The following is a 14,403-nucleotide window of genomic DNA, read 5'->3' as shown; positions in this document are numbered from 1 at the left end:
GTCGGGGGCGGGTGCTTATCGTGTCCGGTCCGCTGGTGAGCATCGGGGATGTCTTCCAGGTCAGGTGTGAGCGCGAGGAGGTCCGGCCCGTGAGTGTCGCCACCGATGCCCCGACGCAGCGGCTGCGCGCGTTCAAGCACCGACTGGACCCCAACGCCAGCCAGCTGGAGCTGTTGGGCCAGTACGCCGGGGCCGCGCGGGTGGCGTTCAACATGCTCACCGCGCACAACCGGGCCGCGCTGCAGGCCGGCTGGGACCGGCGCCGCGAGCTGGCGGAGGCTGGGGTGCCGGTGGAGGAGCTGGCGGGACGGATGAAGGCGGAGCGGGCTGCGGATTCGGCGCTCAAGGTCGCCGGGTATCAGCAGTTCGCCACCGCGCACCTGACCCCGATGGTCCGTGCGCACCGTGAGGCGGCCGAAGCGATCGCTGCCGGCGCGGACCCGGGGCAGGTGTGGGCGGACGAGAGGTACGCGCAGCCGTGGATGCACACCGTGCCGCGGCGTGTGCTGGTCTCGGGGCTGCAGAACGCGGCCAAGGCCACGGAGAACTGGATGGCCTCGGCCTGCGGTGCCCGCGCGGGCCGGCGGGTGGGGCTGCCGCGGTTCAAGAAGAAGGGCCGGTCGCGGGACTCGTTCACGATCCCGGCGCCGGAGGTCATCGGCGCCGCCGGGACCGCGTACAAGCGCGGGGAGGCCAGGGGAGGGGTGATCACCGACCATCGGCACCTGCGCCTGGCCTCGTTGGGAACGATCCGCACGATGGACAAGACGACCCGGCTGGTGCGCTCGTGCCGGCGGGGGGCCGTGGTGCGCTCGGTGACGATCTCCCAGGCCGGCGGCCACTGGTACGCCTCGGTGCTCGTGGCCGAGCCAGTGACCCTCCGCCGTGGCCCCTCCCGTCGCCAGCGCGCCAACGGCGTCGTGGGTGTGGATCTGGGTGTGAAGCACCTGGCTGCGCTGTCCACGGGGGAGCTGATCCCGAACGCGCGCGCTGGCCAAGCCCAGGCCCGCCGACTGGCCAGGCTGCAACGTGCCCTGGCCCGCACCGAGCGCGGCTCCCGCCGCCGCGAGCGGGTCCGCCGGCAGATCAGCGCGCTGCACCATCAGGTCGCGCTGCGCCGGACCGGGATGCTCCACGAGGTGTCCACCCGCCTGGCCCGCGACTACGCGATCGTGGCCCTCGAGGATCTGAACGTGGCCGGGATGACCCGCTCCGCGGCTGGCACCATCGAGCACCCCGGCAAGAACGTCGCGGCGAAGGCCGGCCTGAACCGGGCCATCCTGGACGCCGGCCTGGGCACGCTGCGAGCGCAGCTGCACTACAAGACCTCCTGGGCCGGATCCCAGGTGAAGATGATCGACCGATTCGCGCCGTCCTCGAAGACGTGCTCGCGCTGCGGGGCAGTCAAAGCCACGCTGTCCCTGCGCGAGCGCGTCTACGAATGCGAGGTTTGCGCCCTGGTGATCGACCGCGACGTGAACGCCGCGATCAACATCCGGGCGTGGGCCGTGCAGGAGGGCACGGGTCACCGGGTCGAGCTCGCCCAGGGCAATGGGGAGAGCCAAAACGGACGCCGAGCTGCTGGCCGGACCCCACCATCGGGTGGGCCCACCGGGTGGCAGCGCCGAAGCGTCAAGCCCGCACCGCGCGGTGCGGGCAGATCCAGCCGGGCAACTGGCTGGTCATCCCACACCCCTCACATCGAGCGGGAACACGCGGAAGCGGACGTATTCGGCCCAGTCAGGTAGAGGATGCCCCGCGCACGCAGGGATGAGCCCCAGCTGGTCAAGGACAAGCGCGAGCTTGACCAGGATGCCCCGCGCACGCAGGGGTGAGCCCATGTGCGCCTCGTCCACCAGCAGGTAGTCGATGGATGCCCCGCGCACGCAGGGATGAGCCCTTCTGCGATGTGAACATCCCCGAGGGCAGTACGGATGCCCCGCGCACGCAGGGATGAGCCCAAGCGTGACATCGTTGACCTGACACGCGGGCCGGATGCCCCGCGCACGCAGGGATGAGCCCATCTCCAGCTCGCGCCGCTCACCGGTCTTCATGGACGCTCCGCGCACGCAGGGATGAGCCTGAGTGCATTTGGACAACGATGTCTCCGCAGCCGGACGCCCCGCGCACGCAGGGATGAGCCCTTCCCCCACTGGTCGATGACACCCGGTGGCGGTGTCGTCTCAGAAGGTGTCGGGGGTGGGGCTCTCGTCGGTGTCGGCGGCGTAGAGGACGGCTTGGGTGCGCTCGAGCAGGTAGGTGAGCTGGAGTAGGTGCTTGGCCGGCTCGGGGACCGTCCAGGCGTGGGCGTCGGGGTGGTAGCTGCCGCCGATCTCGCGGACGCGCCGCTGCTCGTACTTGAACCGGTGCGAGGGCTTGCTGGCCTTGTAGCGCGGGGGTAGGCGGACCCACACGGTGAGATCGGAATCCAGGGCCGCGGCGGGTAGGTCGTCGGCAGTCAGCTCGTGCATGGCCGGCATCCTCCCAACTGGACGTGCCCGACATGGTGGGCGCACCAGGGGCCGCGCATGCTCGGGCGCCGATGGCTGGGGAGGCTTATCGCGTCGGGGGCCCGGTGTAGGGTCTGGGGCTGCTGGTCTGGTGGAGGAGGGGAAGCCTTCCACCAGGCCAGCACTGCTTTGCCCGCCCGGGGCGGTGGGTGGGGTGGCGGCTAGATTGTCCCGGTGGAACAGCACATGGACCGTGGGGTCATCAGCAGGAACGTGACGGAGTTCGCCCATGCGTGGGCGCAGCGGATCCGTGAGTGGCACGAGACCGGACAGGGACACGTGGAGCGCTCCTACGCCTCCCAGTTCTGGACCGACCTGCTGCGCGCGTTCGGAGTGATCTCCGAGCGGATGGACCTTTTCGAGCGCGGGGCGAAGCGCGCGACGACCGGCGGGGCCGGATACATCGACTTCTTCTGGTCCGGTGTGGCAATCGGGGAGGCCAAGTCTCCGGGCGCCGACCTGGACGCCGCCCACGCGCAGGCGCTGGACTACCTCGCTGGCGGCTCGATCGGTCAGCACGAGTGGCCCAAGTACGTGCTGGTCACCGATTTCGCACGGATCCGTGTGGAGCGCCTGGGGGAGCAGGGCTGGGTCGCGGAGTTCCGGGTCGAGGAGAGCGCCGACCACGTGGACGAGCTGATGTTCCTGGCTGGCCGGGAGAGCGTGAGCCGGGCCGAGGAGCAGGAGGCTTCGATCGCGGCTGCGCAGCTGATGGCGGACATGTTCACCGCGCTGGTCGGGGACGTGGACGTGCCCGTGGCCGATGAGGCTCCCGAGGACCAGGAGGAGGAGGACTTCGCCACGCAGCAGGCCTCGATCCTGCTCACCCGGCTGCTGTTCCTGCTCTACGGCGACGACGCCGGACTGTGGGAGGCCGACCTGTTCCACCGGTGGGTGGAGTGGGACACCACCGCCGACAGCCTGGGCCCGCAGCTCGACGGACTGTTCCGCGTGCTCAACGCCGGCCCGGCCAGCCCTGTGCGGCGCACCGCACCGGCGGCGATGGCCAAGTTCCCCTACGTCAACGGCGGCATCTTCGACGGCACGGCGCCGGCCGGGTTCCTCACGGACGAGTTCCGCGAGGCGTTGCTGGCCGCCTGCCGGTTCCGATGGACCCGGATCTCCCCGGCCGTGTTCGGCTCGATGTTCCAGCTCGTGAAGTCCCGGCAGGCCCGCCGCGGCGACGGCGAGCACTACACCTCTGAGGCGAACATCCTCAAGACCATCGGGCCGCTGTTCCTGGACGACTACCGCGCTCGCGCGGACCGGCTGATCCAGAACAAGAGCACCAGCCGGCGCGAGGCGATCGCCCTGATCGAGGAGATGGCCGCCAACCTCTACGTGGACCCCGCCTGCGGCGCCGGCAACTTCCTCAACGTCGCCTACGCCCAGCTGCGCCAGATCGAGACCGACCTGCTGGCCGACCAGCGCCGCCGCTCCGGCAGCCTGGACCTCTCCCTGGACGTGACCCTGGACCAGCGGATCCACATCGACCAGTTCTACGGGATCGAGATCAACTGGTGGCCAGCGAAGATCGCGGAGACCGCGATGTTCCTGGTGGACCACCAGGCCAACCGCCAGCTGGCCACCGCCCTGGGTCAGGCCCCGGACCGGCTGCCGATCACCATCACCGCCACGATCTACCAGCACGACGCGCTCACCCTGGACTGGGCCCAAGCGCTGCCCGTGCCGGCCGGCCGCACCTACATCTTCGGCAACCCCCCGTTCCTGGGAGACACCACCCGCACCAAGGACCAGCTGGCCCTGATGCAGGCCGCCTGGGGCGGCGACAAGCAGCTCTCCCGCCTAGATTTCGTCACCGCCTGGCACGCCCTCACCCTGCGCCTGCTCGCTGACCGAGACGGCGAGTGGGCATTCGTGACCACCAACTCCATCGTCCAGGGCGACCAGGCCGCACGCCTGTTCGAGCCGATCTTCGCCGCCGGCTGGCGCATCAAGTTCGCCCACCGCACCTTCCGCTGGGACTCCGAAGCCCCCGGCAAGGCCGCCGTGCACTGCGTGATCGTCGGCTTCACCCGAGACACCACCGTTCGGCCCCGCCTGTTCGACTACGACCGCCCCTCCAGTGCCCCCGTAGAGCGCTCAGGGGTGCGCACCATCAACGCCTATCTGGTGGACGGAGCCAACGTCCTCGTCACCAAGCACAGCCGCCCGCTCTCCCCCGAGCTGAACATGCCCATGTACGGGTCCAAGCCCACCGACGGCGGACACCTCCTGGTCGGCACCGCAGAGCTCGAGCAGGTGCAGGCAGACCCCATCGCAGCCAAGTACCTGCGCCCCTACGTCGGGGCCCGCGAACTGCTGCACAACGAGGACCGCTGGTGCCTGTGGCTGCTCGAGGCCACCGGCGAGGAGATCCACACCTCTCCCGTGCTCCGCGAGCGCGTGGCCGCCGTGCGGGCCCTGCGCGCGGCCTCCAACGCGGCCTCCACCCGCGAGTACCGCCACCACCACCTCTTCCGCCAGCTGGCCCCCATGACCACCGATTTCGTGTGCATCCCCCGCCATGTCTCCGAGGAGCGCCCCTACTTCCCTGTGAAGCTGCTGCCTCCCGAAGTCATCGCCTCCGACGCGACCTTCCAATGCGCCGACCCCGACGGCCTGCAGTTCGCCCTGCTGTCCTCCTCCATGTTCCTCACCTGGCAGCGCAGCGTCGGCGGTCGCCTCAAGTCCGACCTGCGCTTCGGATCCACCCTCACCTGGACCACCCTGCCCCTGCCCGCCCTCGAGGACGCCCAGCGCTTGCGGATCGTCGCCGCTGGCGCCAAGGTGCTCGCCGCCCGGGCCCTGCACCCCGACCGGTCCCTGGCGCAGCACTACACGGCCCTGGGCATGGACCCGGCGCTGGTGAAGGCCCACGACGCGCTGGACACCGAGGTGGACAAGGCCTTCGGCGCCGCACGCCGGTGCCGCACCGAACTGGAGCGCCAGGAGCTGCTGTTCGACCGGTACGCGGAGATGACCGCGACCACCTGACCCTGTACCAGGCCACCGGTACAGTCGGGGGTGGTGGGAGGACACGCCCCCACCACCCCGGCCGCTGCGCGCGACGGGGGTATGCAAGCCAGAGGAGACCTGCATGCCGGCCCGCCCAGATCCGTCCCTGCTGCGCGGGACCACCGTGCGCATCATCCGCGAGTACCTGGGCCTGACCCGCGGCGAGCTCGCCGCCCTGCTCGAGGTGTCCTTCGACTCCGTGCGCTCTTGGGAAGGCGATCGCCGCGGCACCCCACCCGGCGTGATCACCCAGCTCCGTCAGCTGCAGGACGCCCTGGACGAGGAGGCCGCCACCGCTCTGGGGCACTACCTGGCCCAGCCCGGCCCCGCCGAGGCTGTCCCAGGGCCGGTGTTCACCATTGAGGACGTGCCCGGCTGCCGCCCGGCCGGCTGGCAACGCCACATCGCCGCGCGCATCGCCCAGCACCGGCCCGATCTGGTCATCCAGGACAACACCGCCCGCGAGCGTCCCGCGGTGGGGTGAAAGAAGGCTTGGGAGGGCATTTGCCTCGCTGCGGTGTGGGGGAGCGGTCGTCGTTTTCATCCCAGAGCGGAAAAGAGTTCTCTCGCGTGTGTGGAAAACGCTGCGAAAAAATGTGGGGCGAGTGGTGGACTGGTCTCTGTAATAGGTCACTGACCTGGGGTTTCGTTGTTGTCCACGGGTGATTTTGGGGGTCCTTGGTGTGGTGTCCGGCCACCGGATAGACTGTTTTTTGAGCACCAAAGCCCTGGGCCTTCCAGGGTGGAGGGCGCGCAGGGCTCGGTGTCTAGTTTCGCAGGCTAGGACTCTGACTCTAGCGCCCTCACTGCTGTGTTCTCGATGGGTGACGCTCGCTGAGCGGCGGCACCCAGATTGGAGCCCATCTTGGGTAGGACTGTCAGTCGCAGCGTCCGAACGGGTCGATTCGTGAAGGCCTCCACGGCCAAGCGCAGCCCCCGGACCACCACCACCGAAACCGTCAGCCGTTCCGGCGGGACCACCCGGGCGGTCGGCCGTTCGGCCATCACCGGCCGGTTCGTCACCGCCGCCACCGTGGCCCGGCACCCGGGGACCACCATGACCCAGCAGGTGTCCCGGTGAACGCGCGGGTGAAGATCTCCAGCAACCTGGAGCGCGAACTGCAGCGCGTTGTCCAGCCGCAGGTGCAGGCGATCGCCGACCAGTATCAGCAGATGCTGGATCGCCTCGGCCGGCAGTACGCAGGCCAGAGCGTCGAGACGATCAAGCCGGTGCTGCAGGCTGAGTGGTCCCGCATCGGCGGGAGCATCACCGACCCGGAGCTGAGCACCTACGCCCAGCACATCAGCGACGGCGTGCCGATCAAGGTGCGCACCCGCTGACCGGGCGTTGAACGCAGCGGGCCAGCCTCCTTCGAGGCTGGCCCGCTGTTGTTTGCCTCCTGCCGGGAGCACCGCTCCGGTGTGGGGGTGGCGCTCGCGGGGTGGGTCAGGCGNGGACCGGCTCCTGCACCACGCCCACGTGTGCCAGACCACCGGAGACTCCGTACGGATGACCCAGGCAATGGCCGGGAAGGGAGTCATGCCACTGAACTGATCCCATCACGGTGGCCAGCACCACCACCCAAACGGGCAAACCAGCTGGCCACCAGTGGGCAGTTCTGATGGCCACCAGCGGGAAGAAACACTGGCCGCCTATGGGCAGAACTCAATGGCCCTTGACACATGCGGAGCAGAACTACGGCGCCGGGCGCGCCCAGGGCGTGTCTGACACCAGCTTCAACCATGTGACCCCAGTGGTCAGGCGCTCGGCGGGCCGGTAGATGATCGTGCACTCGTCATACCTGGCCACCCGTCCGCGCGACTGCTGCAGGGGCGCATACTGACGTTCGATGACATTGCGGCCCCTACAGGCGACTGCGTCGAAGCCGACGGGGCACCCGCTGCTGCAGCCACGACGCCTGCGGTGGCCCTGATGGTCAGCTCACACGGGGATGACCGCCGCGGCTGCCCAAGCAGTGGAGTCGGCATCGGTCAATCCCCTGCCTGGCTCAGGCGATCAAGCTGGCCAATGGCATTCCTGCCCCCGCGTCGAGCTGATGGATCTTCGTGCTCAACCTGCCACGTGAGCGTCCGATACCGCGACCGGCAGGTTCATCCCGCAGATTCCCGTAGTTCGATCCATCCCCTGCATGGCGGGCAATGTCCGTGGCGTGCTGATGAGCGTGGGCGATCGCGGAGTCCAGTCCGGACCGATCCATCGATGAGGCCCTGGGCGTCGCTGGCGGCCGCCAATGTTGCTAGCACCTCATGCCAGGTGCCCGCAGCTGCCATCCGCCAGCACCAGGTCAGCGCGGTCTGCCAGGGCCCGTAGACCTCGGGCATATCCCGCTACGGAATCTCGTGCCGATGCGGGTAGATGGTCGCCTCGATCATCGCCCGGACATCGGCGAACGGCCGGCCCTGCCGGCTGGCCCGGGCCGGGCCGGGCCAGGCCGGGTGCATCGAAGTGGTCGGCGGCTCCCCATGGGCGTCGGAGAGCGCCTGGATACGAGAGATGCGATCCAGGGCGTCAGCTGGCCCCTGGATTCATTGCCAGACACATTCGAGGCTCCGTCGTCCTCCAGGCACGAAGAAGCCCCCGCACCGATCTGGTCGGTGCAGGGGCCTCTGCTCGGCTCCCCCGGTTGGATTCGAACCAACAACCCTTCGATTATTACTGAAGTTGAACAGGCTCTGTAGTGGGTCACCGAACACCGCAGTGGGGACCGTCATGGCCAGGGCGAGCACCAGCTCGTGTTGATCGACAAGACAGTCCTGATACTCGTCGATGAACAGGTGGGTATAGCTGACTTTGAGCATCTTCCCCACTGCCCTGCTGGTGGCTGTCCGCGCCGCTGCGCGATGGTATTCGGCAGACTTGCTCCAGTCGGGACCACCGGACACGTCGAGCCCCGCGAGACTCGGGAAGTGGGCAATCAGGTCATACGACCATGAATCGATTGTGCGCACGACGACTTGGTCGCTGGCAACGCCAAACTTTTTCATGCGGCGGCGAAGGGCGTCCACACCAGCATGCGTATGCGTCAACACGAGGCATGTCCCGCCTTGCTGGGTAGCTTTTGCCACACTGGCCGCGATCAGCTCGGTCTTCCCAGCACCGGCGGGAAGAGCCACCGAACAGGGTAGTGCCCTGAGTACAACTTCGACTGCTTTCGAGATGGGAGGGTCCTCAACCATCGAAGGACCCCTCCGAAGACTCCGCTGGCGGCTCGGATTCCGCGGCGTAAGCGAAGGTCTGCAGATCGTCGATCACCTTCATCAAGTGGGTGCTGTCCAAATCAGCCCAGTGCCTGATGACGACCTCGGCAAGTTCTTCGCCTCTATCTTCGCGCTTGAACCACTCCTTATCCCTGGCAGTCGCCGCGGCCGCGATGGCACCGCGGATCTCGGTTTCATTGACACCGGCCTGTGCCTGCCATGAAGCGAAGTCGGTTCCAGTCAGCTGATCGTTGTTCAGACTTGCGCCGACATTAGCTCGAATGGAATGCTCACCCCTGATCTCTACGGCTAGGTCAACGAGTGCCTGCAGCCCCTTGGCGCCGAGAGTCTGAATGATCTCATCTTCGATCGCATTGCCCGGACCCCAGCGGTATACGCTTACGCCGGAGTCCATTGCCTGCCTCACCGATTTGTCAATAGCGCGGTCGTCATTATCCACTAGCAGGCAGGCTGGGTAGCCGAGCTGCTGGAAGTGCTGGGCTCGCTTGGTCGACTGGGTCCCTCCCCCTCCATTCACCAACACGACGCCAAGCGAAGCAGCACCAGGCTGCTCAGCGGCGATCCGCTGGGCGTCCCAGTGACGAAGCAGGCCGCGCAGGAAACCCACCTCGGTCGCACCCTCTCCGACAAGTACGCGACGGCCAAGGAGCGCCTCTGGGGCAATACGGAACGTGCCCTGCACGTTGTCGAGGTCTTCAGGAACCGGCTGGCAGGTGGTCACGCCAGTTCCATCCGCGCGGACTACGACGAGATCGACGGCGCTCAGCGTCTTCACCGCGATGGGAGAGTGGGTGGTCATAATGACTTGCAGGTTGCCCCCTTCAGTTCGCTTCTTGAGGTGGTGGAGGACTTGCGCCAGTCGGTGCGGCTCGAGCCCGTGTTCGACCTCGTCGATGGCAATGATCGAGCCGTCGTCCATCGCCTGATCCTGGATCGACAAGCTTGTTAGCCGGCGCGTGCCGAGCCCGAGGCTCGACAGAGGCACGTCACCGTCATGAAGCATCAGCGAATGTGTGGAGGTGGCCGAGCCTGGCTCGAGACCAGGCCGCAGCTCATCAAATTTCCCTGCACCGAAGTTCCCGGCCGACCGCTGAACTTTGGAAGCTGCATCATGTAGGGCGCTCGACTGGGCGTCGAAGACTGCTCTCCGCGCTTCACGGTGGGCATCGAGAACGACAGACGAAGCCCCATCGCTACCATCGGTCAGGCCAGACAGGGCCGATCCGCGCGCCCAGCGAAGGTGGAGGTCGGCCCGTTCACCCAGGCGGAAGAAGCCGAGCTGGCGACGTTGGCTGGCGGAAATCGGGCGGGCGTCTTCAGAGTCGGGGCGCACGACCTCCCACGTCGGATCGAGTTCTGGGGTCACGGTCAGCCTGACGACGAGGCACTCATCGGCCTCCTCGACAGGGTCGTGGACGAGAGTGCCGCCCGGCAGGATGCCTGAGCGGTCTTTGCCAAGCTGGCTCTCCTTGACGAGATTGTCCGGGAGGTTCGTGATCGTTGCCTCGATGACGATGTTCTTGGTTAGGTCAAGGTCGAAGAAATCGGCATCCGTGAACTGCGGGCTGTAGTTCGGGCTGAGTACCAGCCCGATCGCGTCCAACAATGTGGTCTTGGTGCTGTCGCCAGCTCCCACCAAACTGATCAATCGCTGGTGGATCGCCCAGTTCGCGGATTCAATGCCACGGAAGTGCTCAATCCGGAGTCGGCGGAGCATCATGGGGTCACCTCGCTGTTAGATCCGATACGGCCCTGATAGCAAGTATGCTCGCGCCGTTGTCCCGAACCACTCCGGGGCAACCGCGGAACACAACGCTCGTCGGCCGCGCGTGCCATCACTCAGCCCAAGACGCTCGATCCCCGTACAAGGCCCCACCCGCGTGCTGACGCAGAAACCCCGGAGACGTAGGCGGCCGAGGATAAGGCTCAGTCTTAGGCTGGCCGGCGCAACGAGGTGTATAGGGTCTGCCGGCTCACACCGAACGCGCGCGCCACCTCGGCCTTCGGGATCCCCATGTCGATCATCACGCGCGCCTGCTCCACGTCGGTGTCCGAAAGCTTCGGGGCCTGCACGTACTTGCCGCGGGCCTTGGCCAGGGCGATGCCTTCGGCCTGACGCTCCTTGATCCGCCGGCGCTCGAACTCAGCGAACGCCGCCAGGATGCCCAGCATCAGCCCGTCCACCGGAGAGGTGCCGGACTTGTCCACGGTGATCCGCTCGGACACGAACTGCACCGCACACCCCTTGCCGGTGAGCTCGTCCACGATCGCGTACAGGTCCCGCGTGTCCCGGCCGAGCCGATCCATCGAGGCGACCTTCACCAGGTCCCCCTCCCGCACGTAGGCCATCAGCTCCGCCAACCCCGTGCGCTTGGCCCTCGAGCTGCCGCTGATCTTGTCCTGGAAGATCCGGTCGCGCTCCCCCACCGCCTCGAGCTGACGATCCAGGTTCTGCTCCGCTGAGCTCACCCGCACGTAGGCCACAGTCTGTCCAACCACGTTTAAGACCCTCCGACGCTTGTGTCCAACGGGCCCGATTGGGACCGTCTCTGACGTGATGGTCTCGTGACCGGGCAGGGTGTGTAAAGGGGTATACCCGGCTTGACGCCGGGATGGGGCAATGAACACCCAGCTGGATTGTGAGGCATCCCTCTGTCGGAGCGTTGACGTTTACTTTACTAACCTGTTAGTATAGTTTCGTTGATGCGACTACAGGCAGAGGACAGGGGTACAACAGTGAACGACGTTGGATCATCGCCGCGGCGGTGGTGGCTGCTCATGACCGTGGGGGCCGGCCTGCTACTCATCACCCTCGACAATTCGATCCTCTACACCGCCTTGCCTACGTTGACCGCAGACCTCGGCGCGTCCGGATCCTCGACACTGTGGATCATCAACGCCTACCCCCTGGTCATGGCTGGCCTCCTCTTGGGAGCAGGCACACTGGGCGATCGCATCGGCCACCGCCGAATGTTCGTCGTCGGCCTGTGGATCTTCGGTGCCGCATCACTGGCAGCGGCATTCTCGCCCAACCCTGCCTTCCTGATCGGCGCCAGGGCACTCCTCGCTGTGGGGGCCGCAGCGATGATGCCCGCCACGCTTGCTCTGATCCGCCTCGCGTTCGACGATCCTCGTGAGCGCAACATCGCCATCGCCATCTGGGGGAGCCTGTCGATCGCGGGGGCAGCGCTCGGACCCATTCTCGGCGGCGCCCTTCTCGAACGGTTCTGGTGGGGATCTGTTTTCCTCATCAATGTCCCCGTTGTTGCCATCGCACTTGTGGCGACCGCAATCATCGCGCCGCACAACCATCCCGATCCGTCGAAGAAGTGGGATCTCGTCTCATCCCTCTATGCGATGGTCGGGCTGGTGGGCACCGTGCTCGTCATCAAGGAACTGGCCCATATTCCACAGAACTGGGTTCTGATCGCAGGGGCGCTGGCGTCAGCAGTCATCGGGTTCGTCCTCTTCGTGCGACGCCAGGGCCGATTGGAAGAACCACTCATCGAGTTCTCCATCTTCCGCAACCGCGCCTTCGCTGGCGGCTCTCTGGCAGCCTTCTTCGCGATGTTCACCATCGCTGGCGCCCAGCTCGCGACCACACAGCGCTTCCAGCTCGTCGAGGGCTTCACCCCCCTGCAAGCAGGCCTGCTAGTCGCAGCCATCGCGCTTGGCGCCCTGCCCTCAGGTGTCCTAGGGGCCGCGATCCTGCACATCGTGGGCCTGCGGATCATTATCTCCGGCAGCCTCGCCATCGCCGCCCTAGGACTAGCTCTCGCCGTGCTGGCCTCTGCGAACGGATCACTACCCCTGCTGGTCGTCAGCTTCATCGTGACCGGCTTCGGCCTGGGCGGCACCTTCGCCGTCGCTTCCGCCGCCATTATGGGCAACGCGCCTCCGCGAAAGGCCGGCATGGCGGCCTCGATCGAAGAAGTCTCCTATGAGATGGGCTCCCTCTCGGCTGTAGCACTCCTCGGGAGCCTCCTGACCTTCGTCTACGCCACAGTCGTCCGACTCCCGGATGGCACTCCCGCCGCAGCGGGGGAGAGCATTGCCGATGCCCTCGGGATCGCCGACGGAGATCTCGACGTGATCGCAGCCGCCACCTCCGCCTACGACACGGCCTATTTGGTCACGATGATCGTCCTCGCTGTCATGCTGGCTAGTGGAGCCGCTCTGACCAATCGGCTGCTCCGCGCTTACGGGCGCGGCAGCGAGGCAATGGAGTACGCCGAAAACCACTGAACCAATCGGAGGGGCGCATGATGGTGCGTGAGAGCAAGAAGACCATGATCCTCGACGCCGCGATCCAAGTGATCGAGGAAGACGGGATCACAGCAGTCACGTTTGACTCTGTCGCGGCCGCTGCAGGGATCACCAGGGCCGGGATCATCTACCACTTCCCGTCACGAGACGACTTGATCGCTGCGATCCACCAGAGACTCGCTGATCGCTGGGAGCGGCAGTTAGAGATCGCCTGTGGAAAGCCGACCGCTGAGGCAACGCCGATGGAGCGCCTGACCGCCTACATACTCACTTGTTCGACAGCCGCCTCCCGCGCCGAGTTCCAGATGATTCTCGACAGCCAGCACACCCAGCACAAGGCGATCTGGGAAGACCTCATCGACCGATGGACCGGACGTAGCGAACGAGACGAAGCTGAGCGCGACCAGATGACCTCGCTCGCCCTGCTCGCTGCTGACGGGCTCTGGGTCAACGACCTGATCGGAAGCAGGCCCATCTCACAGGACCACCGGAGTGAAACCGCAAAGCAGATCATCGCGCTACTCCAGAATGACGTCCATGAATCCGAGGCCAAGCCCAACGGGTAAGCGAGCCAGCGCGCGGTTGGAGAAGGCCGGATCGACGAATCCGTCGAGCGCGATGATGGGCAACCCTGTCAAGCAAGATCGCACCCTGGCACCTCTGTCCAGCAGCACCCAACTGGCTCTGACACATGCGCCTAGTGGGTATACCCGCCTGGACGGGGTCAGCCTGTGACAAAGCTAGACCAGGAGAAGACCGCCGCGGTCCAGGCCGTGGTGACCCGCGCGTTCGGAGTCTCCCGGACCACGATCTACAAGGCCCTCAACACCACCGAGACCGGCCAGCCCTGAACGGCCCACGCCCTGTGGATACCCGTGGTCCGGGCCGGTTCTTCTCCGTAGGGTGAGACCCGTCGCGGTGTTCTTCTTCGAGGGCCGCGACGGTGAGTGAGCCGCCTGTTCTCCTGTCCGGGTATGGTCACCCCGCCCTTGTCTTGGTCAATAGGGGGCAAGGGGATTTCACTTCCGCCCGGTCCACGCGCGACCCATCGGCAGCGCCCAGCACACATCACCCGTGGTCAGACCGGGGAAGTAGTGCAACTAACGCAGTACCGCAGTACCGCATTCACCCGTGCGGTGCTGCGGTAGCGCGGTGGTGCGGTTATAGCGCTGATGGGCTGACCCCGTTTCGTAGGTCCAGTCGTTATGAGAGTCGTCCTGTTGCCCGCGGTCGCGGGCAGGGAGACTGGTCAGATCATGACGAACAGCAGGAAGCGTCACACCCCCGAGCAGGTCGTCCGTAAGCTCGGGCAGGCCGACAGGATGCTCGCCGATGGTCAGGACGTCGCGGCGGTGTGCCGGGAGCTCGG

At 66.7% G+C, this 14,403-nt stretch carries 11 protein-coding genes, 1 pseudogene and 1 CRISPR repeat array; of the genes and pseudogenes, 7 read left to right on the top strand and 5 right to left on the bottom strand.

What is annotated here, in order from left to right; translation table 11 throughout:
• Nucleotides 1-89: 89 nt before the first annotated feature.
• Nucleotides 90-1,748, top strand: coding sequence for an RNA-guided endonuclease TnpB family protein (locus tag CITRIK5_RS01935; protein ID WP_159832977.1), 1,659 nt, complete (start codon nt 90-92; stop codon nt 1,746-1,748).
• Nucleotide 1,749: 1 nt separating this feature from the next.
• Nucleotides 1,750-2,144: a CRISPR direct-repeat array (repeat unit 25 nt; unit sequence GCCCCGCGCACGCAGGGATGAGCCC).
• Between the two features lie 39 nt (nt 2,145-2,183).
• Here the strand turns inward: CITRIK5_RS01935 and CITRIK5_RS01930 are convergent.
• The gene (locus CITRIK5_RS01930) at nt 2,184-2,471 is read right to left on the bottom strand and encodes a hypothetical protein (RefSeq protein ID WP_159832975.1); all 288 of its coding nucleotides are present in this window, start codon (nt 2,469-2,471) and stop codon (nt 2,184-2,186) included.
• Nucleotides 2,472-2,684: 213 nt separating this feature from the next.
• Between CITRIK5_RS01930 and CITRIK5_RS01925 the strand changes: the two genes are divergently transcribed.
• The 4 genes from CITRIK5_RS01925 to CITRIK5_RS01910 all read left to right on the top strand — a co-directional run bounded on the left by CITRIK5_RS01925 (nt 2,685) and on the right by CITRIK5_RS01910 (nt 6,869).
• Nucleotides 2,685-5,507 (top strand): DNA methyltransferase, encoded by a 2,823-nt coding sequence (locus tag CITRIK5_RS01925; RefSeq protein WP_159832973.1) that lies wholly within the window; start codon nt 2,685-2,687, stop codon nt 5,505-5,507.
• Between the two features lie 103 nt (nt 5,508-5,610).
• The gene (locus CITRIK5_RS01920) at nt 5,611-6,012 is read left to right on the top strand and encodes a DNA-binding transcriptional regulator (RefSeq protein ID WP_159832971.1); all 402 of its coding nucleotides are present in this window, start codon (nt 5,611-5,613) and stop codon (nt 6,010-6,012) included.
• Nucleotides 6,013-6,435: 423 nt separating this feature from the next.
• A complete protein-coding gene (locus tag CITRIK5_RS01915; protein WP_023190058.1) occupies nt 6,436-6,609 on the top strand; it encodes a hypothetical protein in 174 nt (57 codons plus the stop codon).
• A gap of 8 nt (nt 6,610-6,617) precedes the next feature.
• Nucleotides 6,618-6,869 (top strand): hypothetical protein, encoded by a 252-nt coding sequence (locus CITRIK5_RS01910; RefSeq protein ID WP_159832969.1) that lies wholly within the window; start codon nt 6,618-6,620, stop codon nt 6,867-6,869.
• A 355-nt stretch (nt 6,870-7,224) separates the two neighbouring features.
• Here the strand turns inward: CITRIK5_RS01910 and CITRIK5_RS01905 are convergent.
• The 4 genes and pseudogenes from CITRIK5_RS01905 to CITRIK5_RS01890 form a co-directional block, all read right to left on the bottom strand.
• Nucleotides 7,225-8,045 (bottom strand): annotated as a pseudogene (locus CITRIK5_RS01905) (transposase).
• A 30-nt stretch (nt 8,046-8,075) separates the two neighbouring features.
• A complete protein-coding gene (locus tag CITRIK5_RS01900; protein WP_081097721.1) occupies nt 8,076-8,726 on the bottom strand; it encodes a UvrD-helicase domain-containing protein in 651 nt (216 codons plus the stop codon).
• Nucleotides 8,719-10,488, bottom strand: coding sequence for an ATP-dependent endonuclease (locus CITRIK5_RS01895; RefSeq protein ID WP_060973737.1), 1,770 nt, complete (start codon nt 10,486-10,488; stop codon nt 8,719-8,721). The genes CITRIK5_RS01900 and CITRIK5_RS01895 overlap by 8 nt, the downstream gene beginning before the upstream one ends.
• A gap of 212 nt (nt 10,489-10,700) precedes the next feature.
• Complete coding sequence (locus CITRIK5_RS01890; protein WP_060973479.1) at nt 10,701-11,267, bottom strand: recombinase family protein; 567 nt, start codon at nt 11,265-11,267, stop codon at nt 10,701-10,703.
• Between the two features lie 279 nt (nt 11,268-11,546).
• Here CITRIK5_RS01890 and CITRIK5_RS01885 point away from each other — a divergent pair, with 279 nt between their 5' ends.
• Entirely contained in the window at nt 11,547-13,013 is a 1,467-nt protein-coding gene (locus CITRIK5_RS01885) for an MFS transporter (protein WP_036316244.1), read from the top strand.
• 17 nt (nt 13,014-13,030) lie between these two features.
• Nucleotides 13,031-13,600, top strand: a complete 570-nt coding sequence (locus tag CITRIK5_RS01880) for a TetR/AcrR family transcriptional regulator (RefSeq protein WP_060973480.1) — start codon at nt 13,031-13,033, stop codon at nt 13,598-13,600.
• Nucleotides 13,601-14,403 lie beyond the last annotated feature (803 nt).

Origin of the sequence: Micrococcus sp. 116 (assembly GCF_902506395.1) — a bacterium.
In the GTDB taxonomy this organism is placed as follows: domain Bacteria; phylum Actinomycetota; class Actinomycetes; order Actinomycetales; family Micrococcaceae; genus Micrococcus; species Micrococcus luteus.
The sequence above is the reverse complement of the archived record's forward strand: the minus strand, read 5'-3'. Positions and strand labels throughout refer to the sequence as shown.

Bases quoted from the DNA above. Each gene is read 5' to 3' on its own strand.
- CITRIK5_RS01930 (WP_159832975.1), bottom strand. From the start codon at position 2,471: ATGCACGAGCTGACTGCCGACGACCTACCCGCCGCGGCCCTGGATTCC.
- CITRIK5_RS01920 (WP_159832971.1), top strand. From the start codon at position 5,611: ATGCCGGCCCGCCCAGATCCGTCCCTGCTGCGCGGGACCACCGTGCGC.
- CITRIK5_RS01900 (WP_081097721.1), bottom strand. From the start codon at position 8,726: ATGGTTGAGGACCCTCCCATCTCGAAAGCAGTCGAAGTTGTACTCAGG.
- CITRIK5_RS01895 (WP_060973737.1), bottom strand. From the start codon at position 10,488: ATGATGCTCCGCCGACTCCGGATTGAGCACTTCCGTGGCATTGAATCC.
- CITRIK5_RS01885 (WP_036316244.1), top strand. From the start codon at position 11,547: ATGACCGTGGGGGCCGGCCTGCTACTCATCACCCTCGACAATTCGATC.
- CITRIK5_RS01880 (WP_060973480.1), top strand. From the start codon at position 13,031: ATGATGGTGCGTGAGAGCAAGAAGACCATGATCCTCGACGCCGCGATC.